18 protein-coding genes are annotated in these 17,088 nt (G+C 53.0%); 11 read left to right on the top strand and 7 right to left on the bottom strand.

The window, feature by feature from the left end; all coding sequences use genetic code 11:
* Positions 1-16 precede the first annotated feature (16 nt).
* From D3H35_RS17225 to D3H35_RS17185, 9 genes are all read left to right on the top strand, one after another.
* Positions 17-835 carry a hypothetical protein gene (locus D3H35_RS17225; RefSeq protein ID WP_119150478.1) on the top strand — a complete coding sequence of 273 codons (819 nt, stop codon included), beginning with the start codon at positions 17-19 and terminating at the stop codon, positions 833-835.
* Between the two features lie 11 nt (positions 836-846).
* Positions 847-1,785 (top strand): hypothetical protein, encoded by a 939-nt coding sequence (locus D3H35_RS17220; RefSeq protein WP_119150477.1) that lies wholly within the window; start codon positions 847-849, stop codon positions 1,783-1,785.
* A gap of 62 nt (positions 1,786-1,847) precedes the next feature.
* Positions 1,848-2,546, top strand: coding sequence for a phage baseplate assembly protein V (locus D3H35_RS17215; protein WP_119150476.1), 699 nt, complete (start codon positions 1,848-1,850; stop codon positions 2,544-2,546).
* 25 nt (positions 2,547-2,571) lie between these two features.
* Positions 2,572-3,027: a hypothetical protein gene (locus D3H35_RS17210; RefSeq protein ID WP_119150475.1), complete on the top strand. Its 456-nt coding sequence runs from the start codon at positions 2,572-2,574 to the stop codon at positions 3,025-3,027.
* Positions 3,017-4,372, top strand: a complete 1,356-nt coding sequence (locus D3H35_RS17205) for a baseplate J/gp47 family protein (RefSeq protein WP_119150474.1) — start codon at positions 3,017-3,019, stop codon at positions 4,370-4,372. The genes D3H35_RS17210 and D3H35_RS17205 overlap by 11 nt, the downstream gene beginning before the upstream one ends.
* Entirely contained in the window at positions 4,369-5,610 is a 1,242-nt protein-coding gene (locus D3H35_RS17200) for a hypothetical protein (protein WP_119150473.1), read from the top strand. The genes D3H35_RS17205 and D3H35_RS17200 overlap by 4 nt, the downstream gene beginning before the upstream one ends.
* A gap of 14 nt (positions 5,611-5,624) precedes the next feature.
* Positions 5,625-6,740, top strand: coding sequence for a hypothetical protein (locus D3H35_RS17195; RefSeq protein ID WP_119150472.1), 1,116 nt, complete (start codon positions 5,625-5,627; stop codon positions 6,738-6,740).
* The gene (locus tag D3H35_RS17190) at positions 6,737-7,408 is read left to right on the top strand and encodes a hypothetical protein (RefSeq protein ID WP_119150471.1); all 672 of its coding nucleotides are present in this window, start codon (positions 6,737-6,739) and stop codon (positions 7,406-7,408) included. Before D3H35_RS17195 ends, D3H35_RS17190 begins: the two co-directional genes overlap by 4 nt.
* Before the next feature lie 20 nt (positions 7,409-7,428).
* Positions 7,429-8,721, top strand: coding sequence for a hypothetical protein (locus D3H35_RS17185; protein WP_119150470.1), 1,293 nt, complete (start codon positions 7,429-7,431; stop codon positions 8,719-8,721).
* 76 nt (positions 8,722-8,797) lie between these two features.
* Here D3H35_RS17185 and D3H35_RS17180 read toward each other — a convergent pair whose 3' ends face one another.
* The 3 genes from D3H35_RS17180 to D3H35_RS17170 all read right to left on the bottom strand — a co-directional run bounded on the left by D3H35_RS17180 (position 8,798) and on the right by D3H35_RS17170 (position 11,353).
* On the bottom strand, positions 8,798-9,379 hold the full coding sequence (locus D3H35_RS17180) for a DUF1906 domain-containing protein (protein WP_119150469.1): 582 nt from the start codon (positions 9,377-9,379) through the stop codon (positions 8,798-8,800).
* A 39-nt stretch (positions 9,380-9,418) separates the two neighbouring features.
* Positions 9,419-10,309 (bottom strand): carbohydrate kinase family protein, encoded by an 891-nt coding sequence (locus tag D3H35_RS17175; RefSeq protein WP_119150468.1) that lies wholly within the window; start codon positions 10,307-10,309, stop codon positions 9,419-9,421.
* Between the two features lie 468 nt (positions 10,310-10,777).
* Positions 10,778-11,353: a DUF4256 domain-containing protein gene (locus D3H35_RS17170; protein ID WP_119150467.1), complete on the bottom strand. Its 576-nt coding sequence runs from the start codon at positions 11,351-11,353 to the stop codon at positions 10,778-10,780.
* Between the two features lie 195 nt (positions 11,354-11,548).
* On the opposite strand from D3H35_RS17170, the gene D3H35_RS17165 reads away from it, so the two are divergent.
* Both D3H35_RS17165 and D3H35_RS17160 read left to right on the top strand, forming a co-directional pair.
* Positions 11,549-12,187, top strand: coding sequence for a hypothetical protein (locus D3H35_RS17165; RefSeq protein WP_119150466.1), 639 nt, complete (start codon positions 11,549-11,551; stop codon positions 12,185-12,187).
* A gap of 425 nt (positions 12,188-12,612) precedes the next feature.
* Positions 12,613-13,077, top strand: a complete 465-nt coding sequence (locus D3H35_RS17160; RefSeq protein ID WP_158594155.1) for a GNAT family N-acetyltransferase — start codon at positions 12,613-12,615, stop codon at positions 13,075-13,077.
* Between the two features lie 308 nt (positions 13,078-13,385).
* On the opposite strand, the gene D3H35_RS17155 is transcribed toward D3H35_RS17160, so the two are convergent.
* The 4 genes from D3H35_RS17155 to D3H35_RS17140 all read right to left on the bottom strand — a co-directional run bounded on the left by D3H35_RS17155 (position 13,386) and on the right by D3H35_RS17140 (position 16,999).
* Positions 13,386-14,327 (bottom strand): PDDEXK family nuclease, encoded by a 942-nt coding sequence (locus tag D3H35_RS17155; RefSeq protein ID WP_233567971.1) that lies wholly within the window; start codon positions 14,325-14,327, stop codon positions 13,386-13,388.
* A 41-nt stretch (positions 14,328-14,368) separates the two neighbouring features.
* Positions 14,369-15,160: a hypothetical protein gene (locus D3H35_RS17150; RefSeq protein WP_119150464.1), complete on the bottom strand. Its 792-nt coding sequence runs from the start codon at positions 15,158-15,160 to the stop codon at positions 14,369-14,371.
* Between the two features lie 220 nt (positions 15,161-15,380).
* Positions 15,381-16,055, bottom strand: a complete 675-nt coding sequence (locus D3H35_RS17145; RefSeq protein ID WP_119150463.1) for an N-acetylmannosamine-6-phosphate 2-epimerase — start codon at positions 16,053-16,055, stop codon at positions 15,381-15,383.
* 35 nt (positions 16,056-16,090) lie between these two features.
* Positions 16,091-16,999 carry a dihydrodipicolinate synthase family protein gene (locus tag D3H35_RS17140; RefSeq protein ID WP_119150462.1) on the bottom strand — a complete coding sequence of 303 codons (909 nt, stop codon included), beginning with the start codon at positions 16,997-16,999 and terminating at the stop codon, positions 16,091-16,093.
* Positions 17,000-17,088 lie beyond the last annotated feature (89 nt).

Raw genomic sequence — 17,088 nt, 5'->3', positions numbered from 1 at the left:
CAGGAGGATGATTTCAATGCCAGATGCAACCACCACTCCCGCCGAAGCAAGCGGAACAGCGGCAACGCCCGCAGCCAACACAGCCGATTCGGGCAATGCAACGGCTCCTGCAGCCAACACAGCCGATGCGAGTAATGCAACGGCTCCTGCAGCTGCCACAGCCGATGTGAGCAATGCAACTGCGCCTGCAGCTGCCACAGCCGATGTGAGCAATACAGCAGCGCCTTCGGCCCTCACAGCCGATGCGGGCAATGCAACGGCTCCTGCAGCGGGCGCCGCTACGACGCCTGACCAACAGCTCAAATCTTTGCCTCAGCTCGGACAGGACATTATCGCCGCAACAAGCGATATGCTGGGCGTCATCTGCAAAAATTGGGACAACACCAAAATTTGGGGCGCTACAGGAGCGCTTGCTCTGAACGACATCGAGAACTATTTCAAAACGACGCTTCAATTGAAAGACGACATCTCCAGCGCCATAACCTCCTTGAAAGGCAAAGTGAAAGGCACGCCGGTCGGCGATGCGCTTCATTCGGTCGTCAGCGGAATTTCCACAGCTCTGAAGCTGGTCGAAAGCAAGATGACCGCCGTCAACAGCACCGCCGACCAAGCCGCCAATTTCAAGACGGTCGTGGATCAATTGCTTCCGAAAGCGACGAGCTTGTTGACCGCCGCAGGCGTGGACGCTGCCAAATTTACGGGGCCGGTTCAAACCGCCGGAAAATTGTTCGACGCAGCCGAAGCCGTCGTTCGCTTTACGAACCAGGTCGAAGGCGTCATCGCCTTTATCGTTCAAAATATCGATCCCGAACCTGACGCTGCTCCGGCCTCTTAAAGAGGCAAACGATGCTTACGCAAATGAAAGTATGCGGTGACGGGCAACCCGACGCAATGCCGGTTTCGGCATTGCGTCTTCACCGTTCGCTTGCTTGGCCGGTCGGCCAGCTTGAAGCGCGGTTGCCGGCATCCTTCCGTGCGCCGTCGGCCGGTACGAGCATCTCGGCGTCCGCCGCATCCGCAGATGGTTGGCAAACCTTGTTCACGGGACAAACGTTGTCCGTCTCGTCGGGACTGTGGGGCGCTCGCCTGCTTGTCGAAGAAGCAAGCGGCCCGCTGACGCGGTCGTTCGTCAACAAAGCTTTCCGTTCCGTTACGGCCGGAAGCATGATCCATGAATTGAGCGGCGATGTATCCTGCTCGGTCTCCGGGCCGGGCACGCTGTTTCCATACAAAACCGTTCTCGCAAACCGGAGCGCGCTTGATCATATTTGCGAGATTGCCCGGTTGTCCGGTTTTATCGTCTATACCGACGTTGAGGGAAAGCTGCATGCAGGGATGGCGCCCGTCACTCCGGCGGGCACCTTGACGGCATCCGATCCGATCGTCGATTTCCGGGCGGAAGCGGAGCCGTTCTGGCAAAATTCGGAGGCGCTGTACGGCGCAGGAGCTCTAGGTTTGCACGGTCCCGGCGCAGAGACGTGGGTGCTCAAGGATAACAGCAGCCTGTCGTCCGGCTCCGGCTCGTCCGAAGCTTTGCTGCCCTCCTTGAAAACGCTGGAAAGCGTAGCGCTTGTCGCGGAGGCGAACGCCCAGTCTTTGAGGGAAGCTCGCGGGCGCATTACCGTCGTCTATGCGGGGCCGCCTCCTGCTGACCTCGGTCAGCTTCTCACGCTGACAGGGTTCCAATCGGGCAACGGCATTGCCAGAGTATACGCCATCGATGTGCGATGGAACGCAGAGGCCGGGCTGCTGACGCAGCTTCAACTGCGCAGCATCGGCGGATAACGACGGATGACGATGAAACGATGCCTCCACTACCTATTACATAACCGTTCAGGAGAATTTCCATGTCCGATCTCGTAGCGCTATTGCGGCAGTTGATCCGTGCCGAGCTTTCCCGGCATACGCCCAGCCATATCGGCATCGTGGAAGCGGTGAAAGACCATGCCGGTCCGGAAGATTCCGTCAATTACTCGTGCGACGTCCGTCTGAGGGAATCGAACGTGGTGCTTGGCGAAGTTCCGATGGCAAGCCCTCTTCTCGGCTCCGTGTCTCCTCCCGCTGTCGGGGATCTCGTCCTTGTGCATTTTGTGGGCGGAAATCCCGATTTCCCCATCATCGGCGGACGATTGTACAGCGATGCGCTTCGTCCTCCCAAGTACGCGCAAGGTCAAAGCGTGTTGAGCCTGCCGCCCGCCGCCGCTGACGGAGCCCGAATCGACATGCTGCTGCAAGGCGGAACAGAAGGAAGCCGGTCTCTTTCCATCAAGCTTCCCGATAAAATCAGCGTCACCATTTCGGATCAGACGATTTCGTTGGCGACCGACTCGTTGAAGCTGACGTTGGACAGCGATGGAAAAAAGGCGAGCATCGAGACCGGGGCGGCTTCCATAAGCGCAGACGCGGACGGCAACGTAGTCGTTCAAGGCAGCTCCTCCGTTCAGATCAAGACGGACGGCAATCTGGAAATCAAATCGAATGGCAATTTAACGCTGAACGCGGTCGGCGAAGTGCAAATCCAGGGAGCGGCGATCAAGTTGAACTGACCGTCGACAGGAAGGAATGGGCGAAATGGCGCAAAACGACTTTCTTATTGATTTATACGTAGCGAATTCGGCCTCCTCCGCTCCGGGTACGATTGATTTGCATGCCTCCGCGGGCGATTTGATAACCGTCTCGGGTACGGAGAACCTGATACAAGCTTTGCGGCTCCGCATTTTAACGCCTCTTGGCGAGCTGGAGCGTCTCGGGCACCCCGATTACGGCAGCCGGTTATTCATGCTCATCGGCCGCCTGCCCGGTCCGGAGGTGAACGCTCTCGCGACCGCTTACATGCGCGAAGCGATTCGCCGCGAGCCGCGCGTCGCATCGATTCTCCGACTGGAAGTCGGATCTCTCCCCGGCTCGCCGGAGTCGCTGCTTATCGAAACGGAGCTGCTGGCCAACGGCCTTTTCGCGCCAGTTCAGCTATCGACCACCATTAAGCTTAGTACAGGCCATATCGAGGTGAAACCGAATGGGGTTTGAAGATGCCGATAATTCCTATGACAAGATCGTACTGGATACGCTTAGCCGCCTATCCCTCAATACCCCGCTAACGGACGTCAATCCGGGAAGCATCGTCCGAACGCTGGTTGAGGCCGTATCGTGGGAGGTGTCGGCCGCCTATGCCAAGATGTCCGCGATATACGATATGGGCTTCCTCGATACCGCAACCGGCGACGCGCTGGACCGGCTAGCCTCCCTGTTCGGAATCAAACGGGCCGACGGACCGGAAATTACCGGACAAACCCTCTTTACCCGCGACGTGCAAGTAACCTCCGACGTCTCCATTCCCGCCGGAACGTTGCTTACGAAAATAAAAGCGTCGAACCGCAAGCAGGTCAAATACCGGACGAGCGCAAGCAGCGTGCTGAAAACCGGCCAACAAACGGTAACGGTTCCTATCGTCGCCGATCTGGGGACAGATTCGGGCTCCGCTTCTTCCAGCGACAGCTTATCGGCTCTCCAGGACAACGAGCTAACAGCAGACGACGTAGGCAACGGTACCGATCAAAATATTATGCAGCTCGCTTCGCCTCTTCCCGGCATAAGGCAAGCTCAGCTCCTATTTCCGACGTCGGTTCGCAAGCAGCGGGAATCCGACGATGAGCTGCGCGCCCGCATACAGGGAGCCATTAATAAGGCTGGCGGCGGCACCGAAGGCGCCATCCGCGAAGCAGTGCTGGCGACGGGGCTCGCCCGGAACGTTGCATTCGGCCCGGCGCCCGGAGCTCCCGCGCCTGAGCCGGGAACGCTGCTCGTATCGGTTGACGCGGACATGAGCAATCCTACGACCGCCGCTGCGATTATGGACGCTATCAACCTCTCGAAAGCGGCGGGCATTCTCATACAGGTGCAGCAGGTTGCCAAGCAGAAGGTCGCTCTGCAGTTCCAGGTGACGCCGACAGACGAGACGGCAGACGAGTCGTCTCTCGACCGCGTTTACCTCCATGCCGCTCAAGCGGCTCAACAGGCGATACAAGCGAACGAGCCCGGCCAGCCTCTCCTGTGGAATCGAATTGCCGCCAACGTTCTGAAGGTGCCGGGCGTGCTGGACGTGAAGGGCGGATTGTCGCCCGTTCAATCGCCGTCCGCAGCCGGTTCGGCGCTGCTTGCCGCAGCGGCTGCGGGCACCGGAGCTTCGCCTGCCGAAAGCTCCGTTCTGGATAGGCTGGATATGCAGCAGCCGGCTCAGTCCGCTCAATTGACGACCGTGAAGGTTCAAGGTCCGTCCAATGCCGAGCTTAATTTCGATGTGGACGACAGCGGCCAATTGGTCTATCGGGCAGCCGGAACTCCGAGCGGCCCGGAGGGAGGCGCGACTCCTTGAGTATTCAGCAGGACCTTATTTTTCGCATGCTGCCTTCCCAGTTTCGCAAATCCGACGAGAGCAGCTTGATCTATCAATTGTGCTGGGCGCTCGGGTTCCCGCTCGGCGGACTTGACCGACTCGGACGGCGCGTGCTGAAATCGCGTTACCTGGACTCCGTCAGCGACATTGCGGATGCCGCTAGGTTGGCGCTTCCGTTCGGCGAACCGCCTTGGCCCCAAGATACGATCGATGAATACCGCGAGCGTCTGCAAAGCTACATTCCGCTTTTTCTGCAAGGCGCGCTTTCGGCGGAGCGCATCATACTGCTGACAGCTCTTGCTTACGGCGGAACCGCGGATACGATTGCTCTGCCCAATCCTTACAATCTGCCCGACCGTCCGGCTAATGAAGCGAACGTGACGACAGGACGCATTACCGCCGTCGTTCGAGACGGGAGCGGCAAGCCGTCGGTCGTCGCGTTCACGGCAGCAGTCATTGAAAGACCGGAGCAGGCGAGGCAGCAATATACGGTTGCTCCGACAGCCGAGCAATCGACATGGGTCATCGACGGCGACGGTTCATTCTCTCCCGTTATCGATATAACGGCTGGCGCGAACCCGCTCGTCGCCCCGATTCTTGCGCAGCGCGACACCGGCTTCTTGCTGCTGGTCAATCGCATCATACCTCCCGGAGGCACTATCCGGATCGATACGGCGGCATCTGCCGTCAGAGATTTCGGCGGCTCGCCAAGCTCGGACGGGCCTGTGCTCATGCCGGACGGGACTGCCCCTCCCCTGCTGTGCGGAACGGGCGCCATACTGGACGATGAACGGAGCAACAAACTGAGCGAATCGGATGGCACGCCATTAAGACTGGTCCATTGGAGCGCGGCGAAGATCGAATCCGCTCCGTTGCTCCCGAAGGGAACGTCGAGCTGGCGGCTTCTCCAGGTGGCTCGGAGCAACGCTGAAAGCCTTGCCGCCGATGTCGCCCCGAATGCCGCAGAAAAAGGAATACTGGTTGCCGATTTGACAACCTCCTTCCCCGATCCAGCAGGCTGCCCGAAAAGCGTCACCTTTCGTTGGGACATTGCGCCGATTCCCGCGAGCTTCACCGTCGCTTATCGCGCAGACCATCAGAGCTCCTGGTATCCCGAAGCTCCGTTGGCTCCGAACGTTTCGTGGCTGCGGAACCAGATCAATCGCCTGAAACCCGCCGGAGTCGCGTATCTCGATCCGGCAAGCGTCATTTTGTAAAGGGGGAAAATCACATGACCCAACCGTTGCCGCCGGGCGCCACGCTGCCCTTAACATTCGCGCCGGGAGACGCGCTCACCGCTGACAGCTTAAATCGGCTGCAGACCGAGCTGCTGAGCCGCATCCTGTCCCACTCCCATGCCGGCAATACGGAAACCGATCAGGAGGGCGTTGTCCTCGGCTCCTCCTCGCTGGCCGACGGATCGGTCGAAGCTCGCCATCTGGCGCCGAATGCCGTTCCTCCCGAAGCGATACCGGACCGAAGCGTCACGCGGGCCAAGCTGGCGGAATCTCTCCATGAGCTGTTAGCTCATTTGGAGCACCAAACCCGGCATTTGAGGGAGCATATCTTCCGCTTGGAGAGCGACATGGACGAAGCCAAGGAAGCGGTTTATCGCGAGAATGACCGTATTGCGCTCCTGAACGAACGGTTGGAGCTGGCTTTGGTCATCGCAGAGGACGCGAGGCTCAAGGAACAAGAAGACGAGCTTCGCATCGAAAACATGGAAAACCAAATTGTCCACCGGGACGAACGGTTCGCCAAGATGGAGGGGGCGGTTGCCGCCCTGACGGAAAGCTTCGAACGCGCGGAACGGGATGCCGAGCGCAGCCGCCGCGACAGCGACGAGCGGCTCGCCCGCATCGAACGGGGCTTCAATGGGCTGCAAGAACGATTTGATCGGCTGGAAGCGACAACGACGGTTCAAATCGCCGAGCTTGTCGAGCATGCGGAGCGCGACGAGGCGACGGACATTGCGTTCCGGGAGTCCGTCGGCGAGATGGTGGATCGATTGGTGCGGACTCCGCTGCCGACAACGTGGGGCTATTTCCGCAATTACCAGGACATCGTCAGCTACGAGGAAGAGTATACGCAGAACATCGATGCTGCGGATATAGTAAGCGGCGCAGACGGGGAAACGGTAGAGCTAAGATTTGTCCGGCCTTACGCGGACAAGTACTATACCGTTCTGATTACGCCGGAACAAAGAGGCGTTCACGCGCTGCCCACTGCGGTTCCGGTCATCTTACACCGCGATGCCGAGACGGTGCGGTTCGGGTTCTGGGACGGCTATCGCTGGCATGCCCGCAACGGAGCTTGGAATATCGCGATTTTCGGGTTGCTGGCATGATTCGGGCGCTGGAAGCTCGTCTGGCCGCTTGGGTAGCCGATCGCCTCGAATCGCTCGGTCAACAGAGCGGATGGCTGGGAACGATCTATACGGACATCGGAGTGCTTAACAACGGACAGGGCAGAAGACTAAACAACAGCGACGTCCTCGTACAAATTCAAGTGGCCGGGCTGGCCCCCGCCGTTGGCGGAACGGCTCCGTCACCCGATCAAGTGGTCGGAACTTGCCGCATTTCGCTAAGGCTTCTAGGTCAGACCTCGCATGAGCTCGGCGGCGACGCGGCGGGCTCAACGGCGACAAGCGAATCTGATGCTAATGCCGAGCAAAGCAACGTTCACGCGATCGATTTGGCCGCTTTTACTTTGCTGGCAGGCCTCAAGGAACCGCCTGTCGCCGCTCCAAGCGGCGCAGCCCCGGATCCGGCCCGCCCTGCGCCGGTCGGCACGATTGCGATACAAGCAGGCACATCGTCCGCAGCGCTAGCTTGGACCGACCTGCGCATGGTATCGACATCCATCGTGCCGTTGAACGACGAAGGCTTGCGCCAATGGGATATTCCGCTTGAAGCGAGCTTCATTTTCAGAATGAGCCCGTTGCGTACGGAATCCGCGTTCATCCGCCGTGCTCCGCAAGCCGTGAACGTTATCAAACCGCCCGAGGGCACTTAACGAAGAGGCAGGTGATCCTTATGGCAGATGCCGTCATTTCGCTGACGGACCAACAGCTCGGCGCACAGCTTACGCTAACGCCCTTTTTACCGACGAACGTCTGGCTGGAAGGTCCTTACGATCTCCTGTTCACGAAGCTTCTCGTAACTTTGGCTGCGCCTGCTTTGCAGAATGCGCCTGTCTCGGCCCACTTGAACGTATCCGTCGGCAGCGACATCCCGCTCCAGAGCTTCACCCTCGGCGGAGGCGCTGCCGTTACGCTGCTTTGCGACGATTTGTCCGTCTTCGCGAATCGGGCGTGGGAGGCATCGCCGATCAACATCGCCGACGAAAGCCGTCGCACCGCGCTTCGGCTCGTATACAGGCCGGACCCTCCCATCAAGGTGCACGACGATACGTATAAGGTGGAAAATTTGCCGTCGCTTACTGTCAATGTAGCGCTGGACGGGCAATGGATGCGTACGCCTTGCACATTCGTCTACCCCGTCCGTCTGGACGGCGTACATAACGATCGGACATTCACGCTCAAATGGCCCTGGGCCGGCGACTCGGGAGCGGCCGATCTGGATTTGACGATGACCGGTCAAATCGCAGGACGTTCCCCGACAGGGTCGGTAAAAACCGCGCACGCTTCCGACGTAACGGTCAGCGAGACGTTCCAGATCGGCCAGACCATTCCGCTGACGAACCCGGACGGCAAACCCGCCGGAGCTTGCTCGCTTGCCGCGATCTGGCTGCGCTTCTCCAAGCTGCCCCAGTCGAAGCTTCGGCTCTGCCTTCAGATCACGACGGTCGATGAGCAGCGCCAAACGCCGGTCGAACGTCCTTACTTGCGCTTCGTGACGAATCTGTCTTCGCTTCCGGACGACTATATCGCGACGGAGGACGGCTTCTGGTTTCGAGCTGAATTGGCTGCTCCGCTGGCGCTTGACGCAGATGCGGCGTCCCGCCCGCTCGCGATAACCGCGCTCGGGTATGGCGACCATGTGCCGCTAAGCCAAGGGCCTGCGTCCGGTCCATGGAAGCAGCCGGCGCTCAGCCGCGACTTTACGGGAGTGCTCGGCTGGAAGCAGAACAAGGACGGCTTCCAATGGGCCGTCGATGCGGAAATCGTCTATAGGCCCGGCGAGCCTTCGTCCTTCGCCGTGACCGTCGGCGACTCCGCAATTACTCTCGCCGTTGCGGGTCCCAACGTATCGGCCGGGGTCGCGACGCCGATTCCCGTCAACGGCGACCGAATCGTTACCGTTTCCTCCGCTTGGCGCGGCGATTACACGTACACGCTGACGCTGAATCGCTCCTTCCGCTATTAGAAAGGGCCGTCCCAGAGGTCTCAATAGACCTCGGGAACGACCCTTTTTTTGTTCAGCATGCCAGATTCTATTGATTCTACTTGGCGCTCCACCAACCTACGTTGCCGATAGCTTCGTCAAGATCGACCGAAAGGCCTGCCGCAGTGGCTCCGTTCTGGTATTGGTATAAGTTCGCATGATTGCTTTTCAAACCGCGGCTCCAGGCGTACGTTTGCCAGAAATGTTTGCTAGCGCCTCGTTTGGCCATTTCTTCGACTACCGCGTAAGAGCCGTAGACACCGATTATGTAACCCGGGATTGCCGCAGCAGCAGCTCTTAGATAGGCTTCAATAGCGGCAAAATGCTGAGGCTGGGCATCGTAATCGACAGCAAAGTAGATAGCGCTGCCGAGCGGCTGGCCGACCAATTTCGCTTGCTGAAGCGCTTCTGCGCCATCGATGCTGCCATTGGCAGCGCCGCCGAGCGATCGTTCCGCCAACGTTTCGAACACGCTGACGATTTGCAAGCCCGCAGCCGTAATGCTCGCCGCCTCCGGCCCGGTAAGCCGTTTTGTTGCCTTCGGTACGAGATACCGCGCCGCGAACCGGTATCCCTCCGCATATAGAGCCGCTGCTGTCTTGGCGTTCAGCTCTACGGAGCAATCGATTCCTTTTGCCATTTCCGACTTCCCCTCTCCTGTTTCTAACCTTTTGCAGCTTCAACCGTAATATTTTTCAAATTCCTTCGTTACCAATTCCTCGCTCAAGCCTTCATACGCCAGCTCGCTTGAAGTAATGCACAGCCCCGCCACAATCGTTCCGAGCTTCAAGCACTCTTCGACAGATTTGCTTTGGAAAGCGCCGTACATAAATCCGGAGAAAAAGCTGTCTCCAGCGCCATTGGCGTCTTTATACGGATAATCCCGAATAATCGGCGTTTCAATCCATTGTCCGTCCTTCGTCAGTGCGGTCGACCCGCCTTTACCATGCGTGCATACAACCAGCTCCTTGCCTCTGGCGATCCATTGCTCCATAACCGGCCGATAATCCGGCATATTGTCCGAGCTCACAAAGATGTAATCGGCCATGTCGATAAAGTCTTCGTGGTACGGATTGCCGACATTATAATCGTGCAGATCCGTCCAGACGGGCTTGTTGTATTTCTTCAAAAGAGGCAAAAGCTGCTTCGTGTAACCGATAATGTTGAGGATGATCGCGTCGCATGTTCGGATCTCTTCCTCAATCACGGCCAGATTCAACTCAAGCTCGGAGGAAGACTGCGTAATAAAAATCGAAATTCTGCCGCCATTCTCATCGAGCAAATTAATATGCCTTTCCGTCCCTTTCGGATCGACGTCGTATAGGAACCGGACACCGGCCGCTTCAAGCTTCTGCACGATTTGTTCCCCGTACCAATCGTTGCCGATGATGGAGTGAAGCGTGTTAGCGACGTTCAGCTTCGTCAAGTTAAGCGCCTTGCTCGCCCCGGTAGAGCCCATTGTCTCGTGATAAGGGGCATAATGAATCGTCTGCGGTTCAGGCTTCGGCAAATTTTGCAAATATACGATCGAATCGAAGGTCGTGCCTCCAAGAATGAATACTTTTTTCATATACTCCCGTCCCTATCTAGCAAAATGTTCGGCCTCCTTTTCGCCGCTTTATTCGAAATATCGTATAAAGTCTCGTTCGAGGCCACCGCTTCCCCACATTTTGTGCGATAAATCGTACAAAACTCAGCCTACGCCGCTCAAACCCAGCCTATTTGTACGATTCTTCGTTACTACTTAGGTTCCCCTTAATTCTAAGGACCGGAAATCCGCCATCCGCTGCGAATAGAAACTGTAGGTGTCTTAAATCGAGCGCTTGCCCGTCATCCGCCGCGAATAGAAACTGTGGGTGTCTTAAATCGAGCGCTCGTCCGCCATCCGCCGCGAATAGAAACCGTGGGTGTCTTAAATCGAGCGCTTGCCCGTCATCCGTCGCAAATAGAAACTGTGGGTGTTACTACTACGGTCACCTAAGTAGTAACGATAAATCGCACAAAGTGGCTCTGACCCTTGAAACCAAAGTAGCTTGCTCTAGACTCTTAGCGAGCCACGGAACCCTCTTGCGGCATAGTAGGATTCAGCTCCATTGTGGTACATGAAGACAGTGTCGTAGCGACAATCGCAAAAAATGGCTCCCCCGAGCTTTCTAATGTTAGCAGGAGTTTTCACCCAGCTCGAAGTTTTCAAATCGAAGCTTCCCAGCTTTTGCAGCTCCCGGTATTGTTCTTCTGTCAGAACCTCAATGCCCATGAAAGCTGCCATTTCAATCGCATTATTTTGTGGTTTATGTTCTTTCCTTGAATCCAGCGCCGCTCGGTCGTAACAAATGCTTCTGCGCCCCTTAGGACTTTCCGCCGAACAATCGTAGAAGATGTATTCGCCCGTCTTAGCGTCATAATCAACAACATCAGGTTCACCACCCGTTCTCTCCATTTCATGGAGCGACCACAGTTTGTCATTATGAGCTTCGAGCTTTGCTAGTACGTTAGCCCATTCCACACCTTGATGGCGGTTCCTATTTTTCTCGAATCGGGCTTTCAATGTTTTGAGTAGATCTTCACTTTGCTCCGGCGATAACTGTTCTATATTGCTTTCATTTTTTGTCATGTGAAATACTCCTTTTAAACAATTATTTATGACTCTTTTAATAGCTATATTATACCTTTCATTTCATATAATTTAGATAAATTTTCAAATATTATTCCCTACTTTAACTGGATTTAACCTTTTTCTGTTAATATTAATTCGATAACGAATACGAGCCGTTCGCTGCGTAATTAGAGTTCGCCGGAGGAGACCATCGTGATTTACAAAGTAGCCAAAACCGAGAAAGAATTTCATGGCATTTACGACTTGAGAGCTGCCTTTTACAAAAAACTGACATCGGATTTGAACAATCCCCATGACGTGTCGGCTTCTTATATGGTAGAAAGAGATGAGCGGCATATCCATCTGATTGCTGTTGAAGATGAGATTGTCATGGGAACATTGTCAATCTGCGTACCGGATGCGAACGGGTTATTGGAGTGCGAAAGGCTCTTCGGAGTAGACCTGTCCCGGTTCAAAACCGGCAACGATATGGAACTGAGAAAATTGGGAATCCGCAATTGCAATAAAATGAGCACCTTGACGATGATCCTCTGCTCCCTCGGCTTCGAATTCGCAGCGTCCTGCAATGCCGGAAGCATATTTAATGTCTCTACCAAGCTGGAGTATAACAACAGGTTTTACGGGAAACTCGGTTTCCACCAAGTGGCGGATGTGAAACACGTCCTCAACGACAGAATTATGAGGCTGGATGTTCAGGAAGTGCTTGCCTCGCAAATGATAATCCCGTTCAGACGAATGGTGTTGGACAAGTACCGCGACACCTTCGAACAGATTCAGGAGGAATATCGCCGGATTGCATCGAGCCCGAGAGCAAGCCTTTCAGTCGTATAGATGGAGTGGGCAAATACCTTAGAAATCTTACTTTCTCCCTTCGTGCAATAAGCCGACAGAGGCGCGTGATCGAAGAAAGTGGGTTTCCTATCATTTCAATCGGAGTAATAAAATTCGAAAAAAGCGCAAGCTCCGAGGCTGTTCCAGCCTGAGAACTTACGCTTTTTTTAAGATCTAGAATCCATGCCTTCTCGAAGATCGCAAGTGCCCTATTGATTTTTTCATACGGTATAATTTTATGTAAAAAGGTTAGCCAGGTGTATGCCTTGCAATGGCAAGCATTTTGATAAGAAAGTCTATGCAAGAAAAAGAGTGTTTAATCATTTGACGAATGTTCATGCAAAGAAGATGTAACGACGTATTCTAAGGATGAGGTTTGAAGACGAGAGTAAAGAAGTTCTATCCACGAGAGAGGGGAATGCTTATTGCTGCAGAGATACATTAGATCGGACCAGGATCAATTGGAAGACTTTATGAAAACCATGTATGTTTCCAGAGGATATGTCTTTGATCCTGAAGGGCCGCATTCCGATATTAGAAGTATTGAACTACTATATTTTGAGACGGGAGGCGGATTCTGGTTATTGAAGGAAGAACAGAGCGTTATTGGGACTATTGGTTTAAAGGGTATTGATTCTGAAAACAGAATTGGTGAAATTAAGAGGTTCTTCGTCTTACCTGAATATCAAGATAAGGGCTACGGTAAAAGCATGATAAGCCAAATAATAGAATTTGCAAGACAAGCTGGATTAATAAAGCTGAGGTTGGACACTGAGAAACAATCTTATAAAGCGATGTCAGTGTTTCGAAGTTTTGGCTTTTATGAGATACCAAAATACAATGATAATGATATTGCTGAAATATTTATGGAATTATCCATTGTGTCATAACGAACTCAATCAATATACATTCAGCTAACGGGCACGATAGTTAAATTAGGTGATTGAGAGCCAACGTTTACTTGATGGCTCTCTCCATTAACATACTGGCTCTAATTTAAGGTAGGGCTTCCTTGTGCGTACAAGAGGATATTTGTGAAATTTTCAGGCGGGCATGACAAGCCTAAGATTCTGTTTGGTTGCTGTTCACTCGGAAATGACAGCTTTCGCCTCAAATCCAATCATTATCCTATTATTTGGACTTCGCTGTTAATCACAATTCTTCCGCCATTTCTGCAACTTGTTTATTCATGTATTCTTCACGAATTTGATAGAGTCTTTCCACTTTCTTTTAATACGGAAAAATCATATGTTGCAATATTGGACCAACCAAATACTTCTTTTAGCCAAGCTAACAATGACTTTTCCTTGCCCTCGACTAATACATTTCCATTACTAAGCAAGGTTCCTTCATCGTTTCTTCCTTTTGCTACAATAGTATCTCCTGCTTTGACAACTCCCCAAAGAAGCATTTCATCAATCTTAGGCAATGACCTTCGTTTAATGTCTTTATTTTGCTTTATTCTGGATGGAGTTTTCTCCATTAAATTGACATAGTAATCGTCATAGTTGGTTAGTGGCAATAGTTTTTCAGCACTTAAAAACACTTCGTTATTAATTTTAAAAGGTGTGAGCTTAAAACAACTCATATCAACGCTATTGCTATTTAGCCAAGCAACGGCAGACAATGTCTGATCATCATAGTCCGAGGCAACAAGAATAATCTTTTGTTTCTTGTTGAAACTAGTTTCAGCGCCATTAACTTTTAAAAATTCATTTAGTTTCCTAATTCCAAGTTCATACGAGGTAAGCTCACCTAGCTCAAACTCACTTCTGTATTTTTCAATGTAGGGTGCATAAACCTTTTTAACAAGATCATCGGCATCTACTATAGTCGCGTAACTTGCAGCATATCGGATAGCCTGAAATTCAAAAGCCTCTTTACGATTTTCAATATCTTTTCGATCTCTTTTAATTTCTATCAATACAATATTCCCGTTATTATCGACAGCTGTAAGATCGCTTCTTCCCAGACTTTCATTCTTCACTTGGCGCCCTACTATAAGCATTGATTCCTCATCATCACAAAGCATATCGATACTATTTCTGAGAAGTTCCTCTATATCATTCTCTTGCATTCCAAGTTCTGCAAACGTAACAGCTTCAACCTTTAATGCTTTTTTATTCGTTATATTGTACATTCCCAGTCCCCCGAATTAATAACATGATCAATATTGAAAGTTTATGGCCTAACAATTTCCGAAGGCCGCTTGAAGCGTGACATCATAACAAGTCCTAAAATTTGAATAACGAGCACAATGATGGACATATCAAGACGATTAACGGCGAACGCTAAAACGGGCGAAGCAATAATTAAGGCAACAGCGCACCAACGTTTGACTCCCTGCTTGGCCAGTTCTCGCCTGACAAAGAGAACGATCATGCTAATGAATAACGTTGCAGAGACAAAAACAGTCGCTCCCAGTAGCAAAATACAAATCTGAATCCACAGACTGGCGCCCTCTCTCACGAGCGAGAAAACAAAAACGATATACAATGTAATCATCACAAACAATAAAATAGGTCCGAAAGGAGCATACAATCTCATAATATAACTGAACCACTCGCTGCTATCTTCATTCTCCCTTATTTTGTCCAACTGCCGACCAAGTTTTTCCACCTCGTTCACAGTCAAAGCTTGTAGAGAATGAAGCAGCATCGGATTAAATTGCTTGTAATAATCCCGAATGACCGTACGCTGCGTACTTGTCAAATACGGACCGCATTCCCCCAACAAAGCATACATTTGCTGCTTGCTCCCTTCATTATCCAGATGAAGAACGCTCGCAATGCTTAGTTCAAGCTTTGTAAAGAGACCTTGCTTTAACTGCGCAATTGTCAGCTCGTTCTGTTGTTTGCGGTCAATCATCCCTTTGAATTGCTTGTACATCCAGACCAGTATGGTGCCAATAATCGAAATGAGAAGTGTCTCGGTCGTATTTGCTTTCAAAAATGCTGCTATTTCCGTCCACATCGTTATGTTCCGCCCCCGCCAACGCTCTTGACAAAAGATTCGAAATTCGACAATATTCCTAATCATTCGCCTAAGTGGCAATAAGTTCCTGCTATTTGTGTTTGGAAAAACATTCGTAGACAGTAAAAGCCTTACGCCCATGCTGCGTGAACAACAAAAAAATAGAGGAGCTTTCGCCCCTCTATTTTCATCTACCGCTAATGGAACTTAAGAATACCATTTACGCTATGATCGTGAATCGTCTCGTAATCTCCAACGGCCGCGTTATGGCTCCGCCTACGACGACGGATGCGGCGCCAAGCGTCAGACATCGTTTGTACATCTCCGGCGTCATCACGTTGCCTTCCGCGATGACGGGGAGGCGGACCGCTTCCAGCACGGCCTTCAGAAAGCTGAAATCCTCATCGTAGAGCTTTCTCCCCGACGTATACTGCGTATAGCCGTACAGTGTCGTCGATACGCAGTCGAAGCCAAGCTTCTCCGCTTCGAGCGCTTCCTCTACGGTAGACACATCCGCCATTAACTGAACGTGCGGGTTCATCTCCCGGCAATACGCAATCAGTTGGCTCAGCTTGACGCCGCCCGGCCGTTCCCTGGACGTAGCGTCCATCGCGATCATTTCGCAACCGCTCTCCAGCAGCTCGTCCAGCTCCTTGAACGTTGCCGTAATGAATACGTCGCAATCGACATAGTTCCGCTTGACAATCCCGATGACCGGAAGCGATACCTCTTGCTTGATCGCGATAATATCGTCTCTCGAATTCGCCCTTATGCCCAACGCTCCACCTTGCTCGGCCGCCAAAGCCAGCTTGCTCATAATGAATGGGCTATGGAGCGGCTCATGCGGCAGAGCCTGGCAAGAGACGACGAGTCCTTCCCTGATTCGATCCAACATCCGACCGACTCCTTTCCGTGCGAGGCCCCGCATCCTTAACGGAGGCTGGAGATCGCCTCTTCAATCTCTACGTTCAAAGCGGCAAGCGATTCGTAGTGCTCCGGCCGTACCGGAAGCAGCGGCAAGCGCGGCTGGCCCGTCTCGATGCCTCGTATGCTCAGAATATGCTTACAAGCGCCGTAGAGCGACGGGTAACCTAGCAGCTTCTTGATGATGGCGTTGATTTTGAATTGCAACGATTGGGCTTCGTCCAGCTTTCGTTGCGAATAAAGCTCGTTCAACGCGAAGAACAACTCCGGCATGATGCCGTACGTGCCGCCGATGCCGCCGGCCGCACCCATCATTCTTCCGGCAAGGAACTGCTCGTCCGGACCGTTGAATACGAGGAAATCTTCGCCGCCGGCTTCCTTGAACTGCTGAAGCTCGAACGTGCTTTCTCCGGACATTTTGACGCCGATCACCTTGTCTTGCTTGGCCATCTTCCTGCACAGATCATAACTAAGCCCGAAGCCGGTCGTCTGAGGAATGTTGTAAATGATGAACGGCAACCGAGTGCTGTCGATCATGTGCTGCCAATGGTTCTCCACCGCCGCTTCGGACAGCCGGTAATAGATCGACGGGACAGCCGATATGGCATCCGCACCCTGCTGCTCCGCATGCTTCGACAACTCGACACTCTCGCGGGTTGAGTTGGCTCCGACATGAACGATGACCGTCAGTTCTCCCTTAACTTCCTCCATGACGGCTTCCAATACGAGCTTGCGCTCTTCGGCCGACTGAAGCATGCCTTCTCCGGAGCTTCCTCCTACGTACAAGCCCTTGACGCCCTTGCCCGCATAGTAGCGCGCTAATTTCTTCACCCGATCGCGGTCTATGTTACCGTCGTCGTCATAAGCCGAATACATCGCGACATAAATTCCTTCGAATGCTGCCAATACCGTCATATGTTCAGTTCTCCATCTCTATAGAAAATAGGGAAGCGCATCCCGCCTCACAAATAAATATTCTCAATATTTTGAATATTCACGATGCG

This window comes from Cohnella faecalis, from assembly GCF_003570905.1.
Lineage (GTDB): Bacteria > Bacillota > Bacilli > Paenibacillales > Paenibacillaceae > Cohnella > Cohnella faecalis.
This window is presented reverse-complemented; position numbering and strand designations above follow the sequence as displayed.

Coding starts and splice junctions, on each gene's coding strand:
- D3H35_RS17225 (WP_119150478.1), top strand. CDS start 17: ATGCCAGATGCAACCACCACTCCCGCCGAAGCAAGCGGAACAGCGGCA.
- D3H35_RS17220 (WP_119150477.1), top strand. CDS start 847: ATGCTTACGCAAATGAAAGTATGCGGTGACGGGCAACCCGACGCAATG.
- D3H35_RS17215 (WP_119150476.1), top strand. CDS start 1,848: ATGTCCGATCTCGTAGCGCTATTGCGGCAGTTGATCCGTGCCGAGCTT.
- D3H35_RS17210 (WP_119150475.1), top strand. CDS start 2,572: ATGGCGCAAAACGACTTTCTTATTGATTTATACGTAGCGAATTCGGCC.
- D3H35_RS17205 (WP_119150474.1), top strand. CDS start 3,017: ATGGGGTTTGAAGATGCCGATAATTCCTATGACAAGATCGTACTGGAT.
- D3H35_RS17195 (WP_119150472.1), top strand. CDS start 5,625: ATGACCCAACCGTTGCCGCCGGGCGCCACGCTGCCCTTAACATTCGCG.
- D3H35_RS17190 (WP_119150471.1), top strand. CDS start 6,737: ATGATTCGGGCGCTGGAAGCTCGTCTGGCCGCTTGGGTAGCCGATCGC.
- D3H35_RS17185 (WP_119150470.1), top strand. CDS start 7,429: ATGGCAGATGCCGTCATTTCGCTGACGGACCAACAGCTCGGCGCACAG.
- D3H35_RS17180 (WP_119150469.1), bottom strand. CDS start 9,379: ATGGCAAAAGGAATCGATTGCTCCGTAGAGCTGAACGCCAAGACAGCA.
- D3H35_RS17175 (WP_119150468.1), bottom strand. CDS start 10,309: ATGAAAAAAGTATTCATTCTTGGAGGCACGACCTTCGATTCGATCGTA.
- D3H35_RS17170 (WP_119150467.1), bottom strand. CDS start 11,353: ATGACAAAAAATGAAAGCAATATAGAACAGTTATCGCCGGAGCAAAGT.
- D3H35_RS17155 (WP_233567971.1), bottom strand. CDS start 14,327: ATGTACAATATAACGAATAAAAAAGCATTAAAGGTTGAAGCTGTTACG.
- D3H35_RS17150 (WP_119150464.1), bottom strand. CDS start 15,160: ATGTGGACGGAAATAGCAGCATTTTTGAAAGCAAATACGACCGAGACA.
- D3H35_RS17145 (WP_119150463.1), bottom strand. CDS start 16,055: ATGTTGGATCGAATCAGGGAAGGACTCGTCGTCTCTTGCCAGGCTCTG.
- D3H35_RS17140 (WP_119150462.1), bottom strand. CDS start 16,999: ATGACGGTATTGGCAGCATTCGAAGGAATTTATGTCGCGATGTATTCG.